Annotated in this window: 13 protein-coding genes and 1 pseudogene; 10 read left to right on the top strand and 4 right to left on the bottom strand. The window is 72.0% G+C overall.

Going from position 1 to position 15,555, the window contains the following annotated elements:
• Positions 1 to 50 precede the first annotated feature (50 nt).
• The 4 genes from RWE79_RS04435 to RWE79_RS04420 all read left to right on the top strand — a co-directional run bounded on the left by RWE79_RS04435 (position 51) and on the right by RWE79_RS04420 (position 4,304).
• The gene (locus tag RWE79_RS04435) at positions 51 to 326 is read left to right on the top strand and encodes a GlsB/YeaQ/YmgE family stress response membrane protein (protein ID WP_475938682.1); all 276 of its coding nucleotides are present in this window, start codon (positions 51 to 53) and stop codon (positions 324 to 326) included.
• A gap of 208 nt (positions 327 to 534) precedes the next feature.
• On the top strand, positions 535 to 2,286 hold the full coding sequence (locus RWE79_RS04430; protein ID WP_475938681.1) for a bifunctional phosphatase PAP2/diacylglycerol kinase family protein: 1,752 nt from the start codon (positions 535 to 537) through the stop codon (positions 2,284 to 2,286).
• A gap of 225 nt (positions 2,287 to 2,511) precedes the next feature.
• Positions 2,512 to 3,462: a YihY/virulence factor BrkB family protein gene (locus tag RWE79_RS04425; RefSeq protein WP_475938680.1), complete on the top strand. Its 951-nt coding sequence runs from the start codon at positions 2,512 to 2,514 to the stop codon at positions 3,460 to 3,462.
• A gap of 50 nt (positions 3,463 to 3,512) precedes the next feature.
• Entirely contained in the window at positions 3,513 to 4,304 is a 792-nt protein-coding gene (locus RWE79_RS04420) for a phosphatase PAP2 family protein (protein WP_475938679.1), read from the top strand.
• Positions 4,305 to 4,308: 4 nt separating this feature from the next.
• Here RWE79_RS04420 and RWE79_RS04415 read toward each other — a convergent pair whose 3' ends face one another.
• The gene (locus RWE79_RS04415; RefSeq protein WP_475938678.1) at positions 4,309 to 5,538 is read right to left on the bottom strand and encodes a saccharopine dehydrogenase family protein; all 1,230 of its coding nucleotides are present in this window, start codon (positions 5,536 to 5,538) and stop codon (positions 4,309 to 4,311) included.
• Positions 5,539 to 5,817: 279 nt separating this feature from the next.
• Between RWE79_RS04415 and RWE79_RS04410 the strand changes: the two genes are divergently transcribed.
• From RWE79_RS04410 to RWE79_RS04400, 3 genes are all read left to right on the top strand, one after another.
• Positions 5,818 to 8,907 (top strand): glycosyl hydrolase, encoded by a 3,090-nt coding sequence (locus RWE79_RS04410; RefSeq protein ID WP_475938677.1) that lies wholly within the window; start codon positions 5,818 to 5,820, stop codon positions 8,905 to 8,907.
• 107 nt (positions 8,908 to 9,014) lie between these two features.
• Positions 9,015 to 9,458, top strand: coding sequence for an ATP-binding protein (locus RWE79_RS04405; protein ID WP_475945600.1), 444 nt, complete (start codon positions 9,015 to 9,017; stop codon positions 9,456 to 9,458).
• A gap of 144 nt (positions 9,459 to 9,602) precedes the next feature.
• Positions 9,603 to 9,791: a DUF4236 domain-containing protein gene (locus RWE79_RS04400; RefSeq protein WP_475938676.1), complete on the top strand. Its 189-nt coding sequence runs from the start codon at positions 9,603 to 9,605 to the stop codon at positions 9,789 to 9,791.
• A gap of 19 nt (positions 9,792 to 9,810) precedes the next feature.
• Here RWE79_RS04400 and RWE79_RS04395 read toward each other — a convergent pair whose 3' ends face one another.
• Together RWE79_RS04395 and RWE79_RS04390 are read right to left on the bottom strand one after the other, a co-directional pair.
• The gene (locus RWE79_RS04395; protein ID WP_475938675.1) at positions 9,811 to 11,028 is read right to left on the bottom strand and encodes a discoidin domain-containing protein; all 1,218 of its coding nucleotides are present in this window, start codon (positions 11,026 to 11,028) and stop codon (positions 9,811 to 9,813) included.
• Between the two features lie 98 nt (positions 11,029 to 11,126).
• A complete protein-coding gene (locus RWE79_RS04390; RefSeq protein WP_475938674.1) occupies positions 11,127 to 12,410 on the bottom strand; it encodes an RNA-guided endonuclease InsQ/TnpB family protein in 1,284 nt (427 codons plus the stop codon).
• A 20-nt stretch (positions 12,411 to 12,430) separates the two neighbouring features.
• Here RWE79_RS04390 and tnpA point away from each other — a divergent pair.
• A pseudogene (tnpA, locus tag RWE79_RS04385) lies at positions 12,431 to 12,888 on the top strand (IS200/IS605 family transposase).
• 165 nt (positions 12,889 to 13,053) lie between these two features.
• Here the strand turns inward: tnpA and RWE79_RS04380 are convergent.
• Positions 13,054 to 13,407, bottom strand: a complete 354-nt coding sequence (locus tag RWE79_RS04380) for a chitobiase/beta-hexosaminidase C-terminal domain-containing protein (protein ID WP_475938673.1) — start codon at positions 13,405 to 13,407, stop codon at positions 13,054 to 13,056.
• 522 nt (positions 13,408 to 13,929) lie between these two features.
• Between RWE79_RS04380 and RWE79_RS04375 the strand changes: the two genes are divergently transcribed.
• Both RWE79_RS04375 and RWE79_RS04370 read left to right on the top strand, forming a co-directional pair.
• On the top strand, positions 13,930 to 14,958 hold the full coding sequence (locus RWE79_RS04375; protein WP_475938672.1) for a YihY/virulence factor BrkB family protein: 1,029 nt from the start codon (positions 13,930 to 13,932) through the stop codon (positions 14,956 to 14,958).
• A 32-nt stretch (positions 14,959 to 14,990) separates the two neighbouring features.
• Entirely contained in the window at positions 14,991 to 15,431 is a 441-nt protein-coding gene (locus RWE79_RS04370) for an N-acetyltransferase family protein (RefSeq protein WP_475938671.1), read from the top strand.
• Positions 15,432 to 15,555: the final 124 nt, after the last annotated feature.

Raw genomic sequence — 15,555 nt, 5'->3', positions numbered from 1 at the left:
ACCTGCTGGCTCGGACAAGTGTTTGACACAGCATGGGAGAGGCATCCGACATGGGAATCATCGCGTGGATCATCATCGGCCTTCTGGCCGGAGCGATCGCCAAGGCTCTGCTTCCGGGCAAGGACCCGGGCGGCGTCATCGTGACGATGCTCATCGGCGTCGTGGGCGGTCTGCTCGGCGGCTGGCTGGGCAAGGTGATCTTCGGCGTCGACTCGATCGACGGTTTCTTCGACATCTCGACCTGGATCGCCGCGATCCTCGGATCGGTCATCCTGCTGGTGCTGTACCGGGTCGTCTCCGGTCGGCGCGGGCACGCCCACGCCTGACCGAACCCGAACTCCCGACCCCAATGCCGCGGATCCGCCCGGAGTACGACACCGGGCGGATCCGCGGCGTTCGCGTGCCCGGTGCGGTTCCCCCGGTGCGGTTCCCCCGGAACGGTTCCCCCGGCCTCCCCACCTCGCCGAACCGGCCGTTCCGGCCTGGGAGAAGGCTCACAGGATTCGCCCGGTCGCGCCGGGCAACACGTCATCCATGACAACGCAGAGCGGCTCGGCCGCGAGACGGATACACCCCCGGTGGCTGGTGCTGCTGCCGGTGCAGGCTGCCCTGATGGTGGGGCTGGGGCTGCTTGTGACCGGCCCCATGGCCGGTCACTGGCCGCTGTCGGCCGAGGACGGCCTCAACCGGGCGTTCGCCGCACACCGCACCCCCCTGGGGAACGAGGTGACGGAGTGGCTGAGCCTGGCGGCCAGCACCCAGTGGGTCGTGGCCATGACCGTGATCTGTGTGGCGGGGCTGCTGCTGCTGTCACGGGCGACGCTGTGGCGGGAGGCGTGCTTCCTGGGCGCCTCGGTGGCCGTGCAGTCCGCGGTCTTCCTGGTCGTCACCATCTGCGTGGAACGGCCGCGTCCCCATGTGCACCACCTCGACGCGGCGCCGCCCACCTCCAGCTTCCCCTCCGGCCACGTCGGGGCCTCGCTGGCGCTGTACGGAGGGCTCGCCACCCTCGCCTTCACCCGGCTGCGCGGGCCCTGGCGCCACGTGGCGGCGGTACTGCTCCTGCTGATCCCTCCCGCCGTCGCGGTGTCGCGGATGTACCGGGGCATGCACCACCCCAGCGATGTCGCGGCCGGTCTGCTGAACGCCGCGTGCACGCTGTTCGTGATCGGCCGCACGGTGCTCGGCACGGAGCGCGACGTACGCCGGTCGTCCGTACCGCTCGCGCGCCGTGGCCCCGGGGACCCGGACGCCGAGAGCGCCCAGGACGCCGACGCCGGGCTCACCGGCCTGCGGGCTGTGGTGGTCCGCCACCCGAACGCCTGCGGTGACCAACTGGCCGCCCGTATACGCGGCATCCTCGACCGGCACGGCTACACCGACCAGTGGTGGACGGAGACCAGCGAGGAACACCCCGGCGGCGGCCCCGAGGCACTGAAGGAGGCGGCGACGGCCGACCTGGTGGTGGTCTGCGGCGGCGACGGCACGGTCCGCGCCTGCGCGGTGGGAACGGCCGGCACCGGGGTGCCCATGGCGATCGTGCCCTGCGGCACCGGCAATCTGCTGGCCCGCAACCTCGGCCTGCCCACCGACGCCGCCACCGCCCTGGACCGCGCCCTGGCCGGGGAGGCCACCAGCATCGACGTGGGCCGGGTGCACGGCGACGGGCTCGACGAGACCGGCTTCACGGTGATGGCCGGCGCCGGGTTCGACGCGGCCATGGTCCGGGACGCGTCCGAGGACCTCAAGTCGCGGATCGGCTGGGCCGCCTACGCCCTGTCCGGCGCCCGCCACCTGCGGGACCCCCGGATGCGGCTGTCGATCCAGCTGGACGGCGGCCCCGTACTGGAGCGGCGGGCCCGTATGGTCGTCATCGGCAACGTCGGTGCCCTGCAGGGCGGTCTGCCGCTGCTGCCCGACGCCCGTCCCGACGACGGCCGGCTGGACGTGGTGCTGCTCGACCCCCGGGGGCCCGTCGGCTGGCTGGCGACGGCCGGGCACTTCGCCACCCGGATGCTTCCCGGCCGGCCCCGGCCGACCGTCACCGACACCCGCGGCGGCAGGCCCGCCGCCCGCGGCGCCCTGGAGTACTTCACCGCCGCGAGCGTCGACCTCCGCTTCGCCACCCCGCAACCCCGTGAACTGGACGGGGACTCGGCCGGCAACGGCGTCCGCCTCGCCGTCGAGGTCCGGCCGGGCGCCCTGCGGATCCAGTTGCCCGGCCCCCCGGCGCAGGCCGCGCACCGGCCGCGGACCGCGGACCGGGCGCTCACCACCGGCGGCTGAGTCCGGCCGGGACCCCCTGGCCGGACCACGAGACACCGGACCACGAGACACCGGACCACGAGACACCGGACCACGAGACACCGGACCACGAGACACCGGACGACCAGGCACCGGACGACCGGGCACCGAGCACCGAGCACCGAGCACCGAGCGCCGGGCACCGAGTACCGAGCACCGAGCACCGAGCACCGGGCACCGAGTACCGACAAGGAGACAGAAGGAGCGATGGGAACCGCGACCCGCGTCCCCCAAAGACGCGACATACAGGGCGACGAACTCTCCGCCGACGACGCCTGGACCGCGCTGCGCCGCTACGGCGGCTGGAAACTGCTGCGCGACGCCTTCGTCCGGTTCCGCTACGCCGACGGCTTCAGCCACTCCAGGGCCCTGGCCCTGCAGACCACGCTCACGATCGTCCCGCTCGCCATCGCCGTCATCGGTCTGTCCACCACACTTCACACCGAGGACATCGGCCGGATCGCCGAACTGACCATTCGCCGGCTGACCGCGGGCCCCAGTCAGGACGTGGTCGACGACGCCCTGAAGCAGGGCCGGCACGCCGGCGACGGCGGTCAGGCCGCGCTCTGGTTCGGCCTGCTGTTCTCCGTCGTCAACGTCACCACCGGGCTGTGCCAGGTCGAGCGCGGCGCCAACCGCATCTACGGGGTGGAACGCGACCGGCCGTTCCTGTACAAGTACACCCGCGGTCTGGTCATGGCGCTGCTGGCCGGTCTCCCGCTCGGCCTCAGTTTCGTCATCACCGTCACCGGCGCCGACCTCACCGAGGCCCTGGCGGAGGTCTACCACCTCGGCCCCGACACCACGACCGCCTGGAACATCCTGCGCTGGCCGGTGGGCGTCCTGCTGGCCCTGCTCGCCACCAGCGCCATCTTCCGCCGCTCCCCGCGCCGCGTCCAGCCCGGCTACACCTGGCTGGCCTTCGGCGCCGCCGTCCACCTGCTGCTGTGGACCCTGGCCACCTGGGGACTGAGCCTCTATGTCGGCGCCAGCTCGTCCTTCACCACCGTCTACGGGCCGCTCAGCGCCTTCATGTCGCTGGTGCTGTGGTCCTACCTGACATCCGTGGCTCTCTTCCTGGGCCTGGCGTTCGCCGCCCAGCTGGAGGCGGTACGGGCCGGGGTCAAGGAGCCGGTGACCGCAGATCCGGGCGTGTGAACGCGACGCGCCGGCGCACCAACCGCACGCGAAAGAACAGGACTTCCCCCATGGGACTGCGAAACCTCCGCCGCACCCTGTCCGCCCCGTCCGCCGGCCCGGACCGCAGGCTCGGCGTCAGGCTGCTGCTCACCGCCGGTGCCACCGCGGTCACGGCCGTGCCCTTCGGGCTGGCCCTGCTGCTGATCGAGTCCCAGTGGGTCCCGCTGCGCAGGGTCGACCAGGGCACCGCGCGGCGCCTGCACGAAGCCGCGCTCGAACATCCGGCGCTGGTACGGGTGCTGGACTTCCTGACCAACGTGGCCTGGGGACCCACGACGATGCGCCTGCTGGTGGCCGTCGTGGTGCTGTGGCTGCTCAGGCGCCGGGCCTGGCGGCTGGCGGCCTGGGCCGCGTTCACCTCCGTGGCCGGCGGCCTGATCGGCCTGCTGACCAAGAACGCCGTGGAACGTGCCCGTCCGCACCTGGCCGACCCGGTCGCCCACGCCCCCGGCTTCTCCTTCCCCTCCGGCCACGCGATGACGGCCACCACCTCGTGCGCCATCCTGCTGCTGGTGCTGCTGCCCCTGGTGCCCCGTAACTGGCGCCCGTTGCCGTGGGTGCTGGCCGTGGTCCCGGTTGTCGGCGTCGGCTACACCCGGGTCGCGCTGGGGGTGCACTGGGTGAGCGACGTGGTCGGTGGCTGGCTGCTGGGCCTGGTGGTGGTCACCGCCACCTCCATGGCCTTCGAGGCCTGGCGCGGTGACATCGGCCGCGCCCGTACCACCCCCGCCGAGGGCCTGGAGCCCGAACTCGTCACCGCCGCGCCGGAACCGGCCGCGGACACCCACGCGCGCCGCTGACCGGTCACGGCCGTACGGGACCCCGGTCCCGGCCGTCCGGCCCGGGTGCGGTGGTGGGCCTGGCGGGGAGCACGGCGAAGCGCAGCCCCGAGGCGGTCAGCCGGTCGATCAGGGCGGTACCCAGGGCCGCCGCGGTGGTGACCTGCCCCGCGGTCGGCGGCAGCGGGTCGAAGGCCAGGCACAGGGCCGCCTCGGCGAGCATGGCGGCGGTCTCGGTGTAGCCGGGGTCGCCGCCGGAGACCTCCGTGACCACCTCGGTGCCGTCGCTGCGTCCGACGAACCGCACGGTGAACCAGCTCTTCGCCCTGCGCTCGGCGTCCGGTCCCCGGCCGGGCCTGCGCAGGGCGGACAGCGCTCTGCGCAGCGGCCCCACCTGGGCGGCGGTCGCCAGCAGGCCGAAGCCGAGGACTCCCGCGACCGCGACCGGCAGATGCTTCACGGCGGCGTAGTGGGCGTAGCCGAAGTCGCGCCCGTAGGAGGGCAGGGCGGCGGCCGAACGGGCCACGACCTGCGGGTCGATGGTAGGCAGGGGCAGCACCCAGGCCCGTGCGGCACGTGACCAGCGCGGCAGCCCGGTCACCGTACGGATCCGCCGGCCGGCGGGGCGCGGTTCGACGGCGCGCCGTTGCCGCGCGGCGCGGATCATCGGCCCCGGCCGCGAGAAGGCGGTGAGCGCGGAGGCGAACGTACCGCCGGAGAAGGTGCCGCCCGCCCGGACGAAGCCCTCGACCGAAACGTGTTCGCCCGGCGGGAGCCGGCCGACCGTGAACAGCACGCCCAGGTCGTGCGGCACCGAGTCGAAGCCGCAGGCGTGCACGATCCTGGCCCCGGTGGCGACGGCCCGCTCGTGGTGCCGCAGATACATCAGATCGACGAACTCCGGCTCGCCGGTGAGGTCCAGGTAGTCCGTACCCGCCTCCGCGCAGGCGGCGACCAGGGCCTCGCCGTGCAGCACATAGGGTCCGACCGTGCTGACCATCACTCGCGCGGCCTCGGCCACCTTCGTCAGCGAGCCGGGGTCGGACGCGTCGGCCGTCAGCAGGGGCAGGTCGGCCAGTGAAGAGTCGACGGCAGCCAGCCGCGCCCGTACCGCCTCCAGCTTCGTACGGCTGCGTCCCGCCAGCGCCCACCGGCAGCCCGCCGGGGCGTGGCGGGCCAGGTACTCGGCGGTGAGCGCGCCGGTGAACCCGGTGGCTCCGAACAGGACGAGGTCGTGGCTGCGCTGAGGTGTCATGCGGTCCCTGCCGGTCTCTGAGGTGATCCCTACGGGCGAGTAACCAGGGCACTCTAGTGCGGTGGCCGCACTGGTTCACCGTGTCGCACGGCCTTCGTCCGGCGATCGGGGGCGAACCGGCCACCGGGCGTGGCCGGTTGACCGACGGGTCGCTGAACAGCCGACTCGCGCAGGAGTCTTGACGGCTTGCGAGCGGCGGACTTAGTTTCTGAGCGATTTAAACGATTCAAGGGCCCGAGTGGTCTGCTTCGTGCTGCCCTCCGGGAGTGAGAGAGAACCATGAGCGAGTCCGGCACCCCTTTCCGCGCCGCCCTTCCCCGGCGGACGTTCATCGGCGCGGCCGTGGCCGCAGGGGCGGGCGGCGCCCTCGGCTGGGGGGTGCCCTCCCCGGCACTCGCCGCGGAGGCCGCCCGGCACGGTGACACCTCCACGGCCACGTGCTGGTCCGCCGCGCCGGGACGGCCGGTACAGCCGAAGTTCCGCTGGTGGTGGCCGGACGGGCTGGTCGAACCGGACGAGATCCGGCGGGAGATCGACCAGATCGCCGACGCCGGCTTCGGCGGCGCCGAGATCGCGGCCGTCCACCACAGCGTCACCGACACCTCCGTACTGGACACCTCGCACCACGGCTGGGGGAGCGCGCCCTGGGTCACCGGGGTCGAGGCGGCCCTGCGACAGGCCGCCCGGCGCGGTCTGTCCATCGATCTGACGGTCGGCCCCAGCTGGCCGGCGGCCGTCCCCGGCATCACCCCCGACAGCGAGGCGGCGGCCAAGGAACTCGCCCACGGCTCGGTCACCGTCGCCGCCGGCGCCACCTACAGCGGGCCGGTCCCGGCCGCCGTCTACGCCGCCGGCTCCGAGGTGACCACGCAGAAGCTGCTGCTGGTGCAGGCCGCCCGGGTCAACACCGCGTACTCCACCCGCAAGGAGACCGGCCTGGACCTGGAGTCGGTCGTGGACCTCACCGCGACCGCCACCGCTCCCACCGGGACCGGCACCGACGCCGGGACCGGGACCGCCACCGCCGCCGCCACCGCCGCCGCCACCATCACCTGGACCGCGCCCGACGACGGGACCTGGGTGCTCATCGCGTACTGGCAGCGCGGATCCGGCCAGACCCCCGAGGCCGGCCCGCACACCTCCCCGACCGCCTATGTCGTCGACCACTTCAGCGCGGCCGGCACCCGCGCGGTCACCGACTTCTGGGAGGCCAACATCCTCACCCCGGTGGTGCGCCGGCTGCTCAAGGCCAGCGGCGGCGCGCTGTTCGAGGACTCCATCGAGCTGGAGACCAACGGGCTGCAGTGGACGTCCCGGCTCCCCGAGGCCTTCGCCCGGCACACCGGACGCTCCCTGCTGCCGCTGCTCCCCGCGGTGATCCTCAGCAAGAGCAACCAGGTGTTCGCCTTCGAACCGGCCGTCACCCGCCAGATCCGGCACGACTTCTGGGAGACCGTCTCCGGCCTGTTCAACACCCACCACGTCACCGGGCTGCGCGACTGGGCCCACCCCCTCGGCCTGCTGCTGCGTTCCCAGCCCTACGGGCTCCAGACCGACGCCATCGCCTCCGCCGCCCTCCTGGACATCCCCGAGGGCGAGTCGCTGGGCTTCAAGAACCTCGACGACTACCGCTGCCTGGCCGGCGGCCGCGACATGGCCGGGCAGACCGTCCTGTCCTGCGAGGCCGGGGCCTACGCCGGCAGCGCCTACAGCACCACCTGGCAGAAGTTCCTGCGCACCATGGGCGGCGCCTACGCGGCCGGGGTCAACCAGACCGTCGTGCACGGCTTCTCCTACGCGACCGCGCCCGGCGTCAACTGGCCCGGCTACGCGGCCTTCACCCCCTACAAGGGCACCGTCGGCTACGGCGAGTCCTGGGGCCCCAGGCACCCCACCTGGAAGCACGTCTCCGACATCTCGGGCTACCTGGGCCGCGTCCACCAGGTGACGCAGGCGGGGAAGGCCAGGGCCGACGTCGCGGTGTTCCGGCAGACCGGATACACCGCCACCGGTATCGGCGCCTCCTGGTTCACCGCCACCGGCATCACCCTGGGCTGGACCCACCAGTTCATCAGTGGTCCGCTGCTCGACCTGCCCTCCGCGACCGTCTCCGGAGGCCGGCTCGCCCCGGACGGCCCCGCGTACAAGGCGCTGTTCGTCGAGGGCGACTTCTTCTACGGTTCCACGGTCACCCTCGCCCCGGCCGATGCCCGCAAGCTGCTCGCGCTGACCCGGGCCGGTCTGCCGATCGTCCTGCTCGGGGCCTGGGACACCGTGGTTCCGCCGGGCGTGCCGGACGACGGTGACAGCGCGGAACTCCACACCCTCGTCACCGAGTTGCTGGCCGAGCCCCGGGTCCGTCAGGTCACCGACAAGACCGCCGTGCCGACCGTCCTGGCCGACCTCGGGGTGCGGCCCGACGTCTCGTACGCCACCGCGTCCACCCTGCTCAACGTCCACCGGGTCGAGGACGGCACCGACTACTACTACCTGTGCAACGGCAAGCACGCCGAGACCGTCAAGCCCGCCGTGGCCGCCATCGACCACGAGGTCACCGTGCGCCGCACCGGCGCGCACGGTGTGCCGTATCTGCTGGACCCGTGGACCGGGCGCGTCGAACGGCTGGGCCGCTACACCGACGACGGCGAGACCGTCACCTTCCGGGTCACCCTCCAGCCCGCCCAGTCCGCGGTCGTCGCCATCGGCCGGCCGGGCCTGTTCGGCGACCGGGACGGCAACCGTCCGCACGCGGTCAGCAGCCAGGCCGACCAGGTCCGCTTCACCGGCGCCGGCACCGGCGCGGGCCTGACCGTGCGGGCCGCCGCCGACGGCACCTACGAGACCGTCCTGTCCCAGGGCCGCACCGTACACACCACGATCAAGGACGTGCCGCAGCCGTTCGAACTCACCGCCTGGCGGCTGAGCGTGCAGGACATGCGGCCCGGCGCGACCGCCACCGCCACCACCGTCGTCACCCATGAACTGACGCTGGACGCCCTGCTGCCCTGGGCGCAGATCCCCGAACTCGCGGACGTCTCCGGCATCGGCACCTACCGCACCACCGTCACCCTCGGCGAAGCCTGGACCGGCGGCCACGGCGCCCTGCTGCGACTGGGCACCGTCACCGACACCTGCCGGGTCACCGTCAACGGCCACCGCCTCGACCCGGTCGACCAGATCAGCCCCGTGGTGGATGTCGGCCCCTGGCTGCGGAAGGGCGACAACACCGTCACCGTCGAGGTGGCCACCCCCCTGGCCAACCGCCTGCGGATCAGCGACCCCACCGTCTACGGCGGCCTGACCCGCCAGTCCTACGGCCTCATCGGCCCGGTCCGGCTGGTCCCGTACGGCCAGGCCGGGATCGCCTGAGGAATCCGGGTGCGGACAGGTGTGACCCCACCGATCGCGGGAATACGAGGGCGACGGTACCGAAAGGAAGTGACCCGTTGGTACGGGACGAAACGGTGGGGCAGCGTGTGGTGGAGGACGGGAACGAGCCCGCGGGACCGCTTCGCCTCCTACGTGCGAGCGCCGCGTACGACGGCGAGCCGGAGACCATCGCCGCGGCACGTCACTTCGCCACCGACTTCCTCACCCGGGCCCAGGCCCTGCACGGGATTCCGGTCTCGGCCAAGGAGATCGGCGCGGCCCAGCTGATCGTCAGCGAACTGGTCACCAACGCCTGCAAGTTCGCGCCCGGACCATGCCTGATGGACCTGGTGATCCAGAACGGCACCCTGGAGATCACGGTCTGGGACACCGACTCGGTGCTCCCCGTGGCCCGTGCCGCCGAACCCGGCCGGATCGGCCAGCACGGTCTGGAGATCGTTCTGGCCCTGTGCGACGGCTTCGACGTCCGGCGTGAGCCCGTCGGCAAGCGGATCAAGGTCCGGCTCACCCTCGGGCCGGCCTTCGACTGACCCGGGACCGAGCGGGACCGAGCGGGACCGACCGGGACCGACCGACCCGGACCGTGGACCCCAGGGGGACAAGTTTTTTTGAGGACGCGTCAGCAGGGCACACGGATGGCGAACGACACCAACGTCTCATCCAAGGAGCTCGACATGCCTCTGGGGTTTCGCAAGTCCTTCCGTATTTTCCCCGGCGTCCGGCTGAACATCAACAAGAAGTCGCTCTCCCTCACCACCGGCACCAAGGGCGCCCACCACACTGTCAACACCCGTGGTCAGCACACGGATTCGGTGGACCTGCCGGGCCCCTTCCACTGGCGCCGCTCGCGCCGCGGTGACTGACCGCGGCGCGTCGCGCGGCTCAGTGCGAACGGACGGTGAAGGTCACGGTGCGGGTGGTCGGATCGTCGCCGGCGACGAAGGACAGGACGTGCGTGCCGGGGCTGAGTCCGCGGGCCGGGACGGCGTGGTGGTAGGTGCGGCCGGTGAGGACGAAGGCCTGGCCGGCGTCATGACCCCGGCTGTGGTCCTGCCCTTGGTCCTGGCCGCGTTGCCGGGCACCGTCCCCGGCCGTCGCGGTCGCCGGCAGGTCGATGCCGAGGGCGCGCACCGGGACCGAACGGGACGACACGTTGTGCCCTGAGGCATTGGTCAGTTGCAGGGCCAGCCTCAGGGTGCCGCCGTGCCGGGGTACGGGGCGGCCGAGGTCGGTCAGAATGTGTATACCGTAGACAATGTCGAAGGTATGGGAGACCTCGCCGGCGGGGTCGAAGTCGGCGTCGCCGGGCTGGGAGGCGGTGACGGTGCATCGGCCGGCCCCCAGCAGGTGGAGGGTGCCGTCCTGGACGCCGCACGCCCCGGCGGCTGCGAAGCGCACCGGCAGGCCGGACGACGCGGTGGCGTGCAGCGGGAGGTCGGCGGCGCCGTAGGTCGTGTCCGGCAGGGCGCCGAAGTCGATGCTCTGGGGGTCGCGGTGGGCGTAGACCTGCACCTCCACGAGGCCCGCCGCCCAGGCGGCGGCGTTGCCGTTGTGGTCGTTGACGACCTTGGACACACTCAGCCGGACGTAGCGGTGGTTCCCGGTGAGGGCGTCACTGGTGAAGCCGACGGTTCTGTTGGCGGTGGCGGCGACCAGTGAGGTCCAGCTCTGCCCGTCGTCGCTCGCCTCGACGGTGTAGCCGCTGTAGGCCTCGGATCCGTTGTAGGTGCGGAAGGCGATGTCGACCCGGCTGAGGTCGTAGGCCCGCTCCAGGTCGACGGTCCAGGTGTAGGGAACGCCGGGCGGCAGGTAGTAGTTGGTGCTGTCGCCGCTGATGTTGAGGTTGAAGGCGTTGCCGTCGTTGGCCGCGCCCGGCGGGTAGGCGGCACTGGACCGGGTGGCGGTGACGGGCCGGCCCCGGGAGACCAGGCGGTCGGTCGACAGGTCGAGGCTCCCGGTGACGGCGTCCAGTGACCAGGACGGTTCGTAACCCATCTTCACGCTTGGGGCGCCGGCGGCAACGTCGGAGCTGTTGATGGTCAGGGGCAGCCAGACATAGCTGGAGGCGGCCAGGGCCTTGGAGTTCCAGCGGTCGCCCATGTAGACGTAGCTCTCGGTGCCGTCCTCGCCCTGGATGGGCAGGATGTTGGTGGGCTGGCTTTGAAGTGCTCTCCCGGTTGAAGCCGGGAGATTCCTGCTTACCTTGCGGCAGCGGGTTTGACGCGCTTGGCGCGCCTGGCGACTGCCCTCCCGGCAGCCGGGATGAGCGCGAGGCCCATCCGGTACAGGTGCAGGACGTTCCGGGCCGCCTTGTGGTCGGCGTTGCCCGACCAGCCGCAGTCGGGGTTCTTGCACACGAACACGGCCTGGGATTCCCGGCTGTCGGGCGTGGTGAAGCCGCACGCTGAGCAGCGTCTGGAGGTGCCGGGGGCGGGGACCTTGTGCAGGGTGCCGCCGAGCTGGGTGGTCTTGTACGTCAGCATGTTGACGGTGCGGCCCCATGCCTCCCCGCTGATGGAGCGGTTCAGCCCGGACTTCTGGGCGACGTTCTTCCCCGGCTTCCCAACCGTTCCCCTGGCGGACTTGACCATGTTCGTGATGCTGAGTGCTTCGACCACGACGGTGCCGTAGGTGCGGGCGATGTCGGTGGTGGTCTTGTGCTGCCAGTCCAGGGCCCGGCGCTTGGCTTTCGCGCGCAGTCCTGCGATCTGGTCGTAGGTGTGGTGCAGTCGGCGGCTGGTGCGCTCGCCGGGCTTGCGGTGCTGCTTACGCTGCGCGGCGCGTTGCTCCAGGTGCAGGAGCCTGGCCTTGTCCTTGCCGGTCAGCCATTCGCCGTGCTCGTACGTTTCGCCGTCCGAGAGGGCGATGGGCACGGTGACGCCCACGTCGATGCCGATGTCCGGCCCCTGGTGGGGATCGGGCTTGACCTGAAGGGTCTGGACACGGAAGGCGATGTGCCAGCCGAGTGCGTCCTTGATCAGTCGTGCCCCGGTGATCCGGTTCTGCGCGCCTGCACGCTTGCCGGCCGGAAGGTCTTTGGTCCAGCGGAAGCGGACCCGGCCCACCTTGGGAATGTTGGCCATGCCCCAGCGTCGGTGCACGCGGGTGATGTTCAGGTCGCGGCCCTGTGGGATGTCCACGGACATCACCGTGCGGAACCGGCCCTTGAAGTCCGGGGCGTCGGCGCGCCCGTCCCAGCAGTTCTTCCATGCCTGGAAGTACGTCTTGAGTACCGCTTGCGCGGCCTGGGCGGGCAGGACGGCCAGGAAGTCGATGTCCTGGCGGGCTTGACGGATCGCGGCGTCCGCGTTCGCGAGTGTCCGCTTCTCCTTCGGCATCATCTGCCACCACGCGTGCAGCAGGTTCCACATCGTGCGGGCGGCGTGCGCCTGGTCGTCCGTCTTCAACACCTCGGCAGGCGACAGCGCAAGCCGGGCACGGTGCCCGAACTGCCGCTTGACCAGGGTGTTGTGACTCACCATCGAGAGTCTGCCATTGGTTTATGCCACCCCGCTGGAACCCTGATCCCGATGTCAGAACCGGTCGCCATGTTGTCTACAACCTGCACGTTCACTTGGTTTTTGTCACAAAGTACCGGCGGAGGGCGCTCACCGACGCCATGCTGACCCGCACAGAAGAGATCATGCGGGAGGTCTGCGCCGACTTCGAGGCCGAGCTGAAACAGTTCAACGGCGAACAGGACCACGTCCACCTGCTCGTGCACTACCCGCCCAAGGTCCAGCTCTCCAAGCTGGTCAACTCCCTCAAGGGCGTCAGCTCCCGCAGGCTCCGCCTGGGGGCACCTCCCAGCCGAAGGCTGGGGGAGAGTACGACAGCCACGTCCGCCGGTACCTGTGGGGCGGACACTTCTGGTCCGGCTCCTGCTTCGCCGGATCATGCGGCGGCGCACCCCTGACCGTCGTCAAGCAGTACATCGAAAACCAGCAGCGCCCCGTCTGACCGTCACCACGGAGGCGCAGAGCACTCCGGCGCTTCGCGCCTCCGGGCCAAGGATGGCCTTCACCCCCGCCCTGAAGGGCGGAGCACTGGCCAAGATCAGAGGTAGAAGGTGGTGTTGTTGCCCACCGGCTGGAGCGCGGATCAGCTGCCCGGGTCGGAGATGTCCTAGTAGGTGACGGCGACCGCCTTGAGGGTCGCCGAGGCGCCCAGACGGACGGGGCCGGTGTACCTCTTGCCGTTCGTGACGGACGGGGTGCTCCCGTCGGTCGTCCAGTAGAGGGTGGCGTCCTCGGTCGCGCTCGACAGGGTGATGTCCTGCGGCCCGTAGTAGGTTCCGGCGGCCGGGTCCGCGGCCGGGGTCTCCACGGCGGCCGGGGCCGGATCGCCGGTCTCCTCGTCGTGGACGCTCAGTCGCACCGGGTCCGCGCCGGCCGCGCGCATGGCGGTGGCTGAGGTGGTGGCGCCGGCCGGGGAGGTGGTGGCGGCCACCGCCGGGCGGGCGAGCGTCAGTGGTGCCACCAGCCCCGCCATGAGCGCGACCACCAGTGAGACCGCCCGTGGGAACGCCGGGCCCGGACGGGCCCGGCGCCGGGTTCCCGTCCCCGAGGCCGGCCTCGGCAGGCCGGGGCGGCCGAGGCCTCTGCCGCCGGCGCCGGCCGCCCCGCTCGGGCGTCGCGCACTCCTTGTTGTCCCAACCCGCATGGCGACGTCCTTGTCCTGTCGGCGGCTCACCAACTCCGTGCGTGCGGTGGGACGTTATTGCCTCACAGGACTTCGGCAAGGGGTTGGACGAAGGGGTTTCGCCGGGGCGCGGCGCGGGGGTCTCCCGCGAATCGCCGGCGGTGACCGCGCCGCGATCGTCGTCCCGGCGATCGTCGAACCGCTCGTCGCGTATGGCGCCGTCGGTGCCGTAGCGTTTCCTGCCGGGGCGGATCCCGTCCCGGCAGGGATTCCCCCCGGAATCCGGGGCAGACGCCCAGAAGGTGCCGTAGGCATGGGTGTGTGCGGGCGACCGGACGCCGGAACAGGAGACGCGACGCCGTGGCAGGGCGCACGACCGAACAGCAGGACAGCGGCGTGGCACAGGCCGTCGCCGTCCACCCGGGCGCGGCCCCGTGCGGTCCGCCCGGCCGGGCACCGGGCCGAGGTTCCACATCCGCTCCGGGCCGTCCGGCCGCGCCGCGCTGGTCGCGCCGGCGGGCCGCTCTGCGCCGGACCCCGGTGGCGATGTGGCGCGACGACCTGTCCGACTGGGCCGCGGCCCTGACGTACTACGCGGTCCTGGCCCTGCTGCCCGCACTGCTCATGACGGTGTCGCTCGTCAGCCTCGTCAGCACCTCGACCACCGACGCCCTCATCGCCCATGTCACCACCTGGGCGCCCGCCCCCTCCGGTGCCGCACTGCGCGGGGCACTGGGCGACCTGGCCGGCGACCGTTCCGCCGCGGTGACCATGGCCGCGGCCGGCGGGGTCAGCGCCCTGTGGTCCGCCTCCAGTTACCTGGCGGTCTTCCGTCGCGCGCTGCACGCCCTGCACGGGGTCGAGGACCAGCGGCCCGCCTGGCGCAAGGCACCCCGGATCGTCCTGACCGCCCTGGTGCTGCTGGCCCTGCTGGTCACCAGCGCCGTGGTCCTCATCATCAGCGGTCCCGTGGCGGGAGCCCTGGGCCGGCTGCTGCATCTCGGCGAAGCGGGGGAGGCCGCCTGGGGGCTGCTCAAGTGGCCGACCCTGGTCTGCCTGGTCGCGCTGCTCGTCCTCGTACTGTTCCGGTCCGGGCCACCCGTGGCACGCACGCTGCGTCACAGTCTGCCCGGCGGGATCCTGGCCGCGCTGCTCTGGCTCACCGCGTCGGTCGCCTTCACCGCCTACGCCGGCGGGATCGGCAGCTACAGCCGGCTGTACGGGTCGCTGGCCGGGGTCGTGGTCTTCCTGGTGTGGCTGTGGCTGTCCAACCTCTCCCTGCTCGCCGGTGCCCAGTTCGCCGTCGAACTCGGCGCGGACGCGGCTGCGGCAGAGGCGGCGGCCCAGGCCGCGCCCGCTCCGGCCGGTCCGCCCCGTGAACGCGGTTGACGCCCGGGACCACCCACGGGTTTCCTGGTGCGATGTCGCACCTTCGTATCGAACAGGCCGACGGCGAAGCCCTGTTCAAGGACTGGCAGTACGTCCACAACCGGATCATCCCCACGGCGGTCCTCTCCCTCGACGAGGTGCGCGAGCGCGCCGGCCGCAACCACCTGGACGTGGCCTACCTCGACGGCGTCGTGGTGGGCTGTACGACGGTCCGTCCGCCCACGGACGACGCGAGGACGGCCACGGTGATCGCCCGGGTGCTGCCCGCCCACCGGGGGCGCGGGTTCGGCGAGGAGCTCTATCTCCGGGGGCTGGAACGGGCGCGGGCGCTGGGTGCAGAGGTGATCGAGACGGTCGTCCTGGCGTCGAACCCGGAGGGGCTGCGGTTCGCGCACGGACATGGGTTCGTCGAGGTCGACCGGTATGTGCTGCCCGGCGACAGCGTGCCCTTCGTCGACCTCAGACTCTCCTGACGCCGTCCGGCAGGCCGCGCCGGAGCCGGTGGGTGACCACCGCTCGCGGTGCTGCCGCGACGGGTGCGTACTCAGTGCCGTTCTGAGTACGCGCGCCGATGGATGGTGCCGCCCGCGCGGACAG

The organism is Streptomyces sp. RLA131, assembly GCF_056270125.1.
The sequence above is the reverse complement of the archived record's forward strand: the minus strand, read 5'-3'. Positions and strand labels throughout refer to the sequence as shown.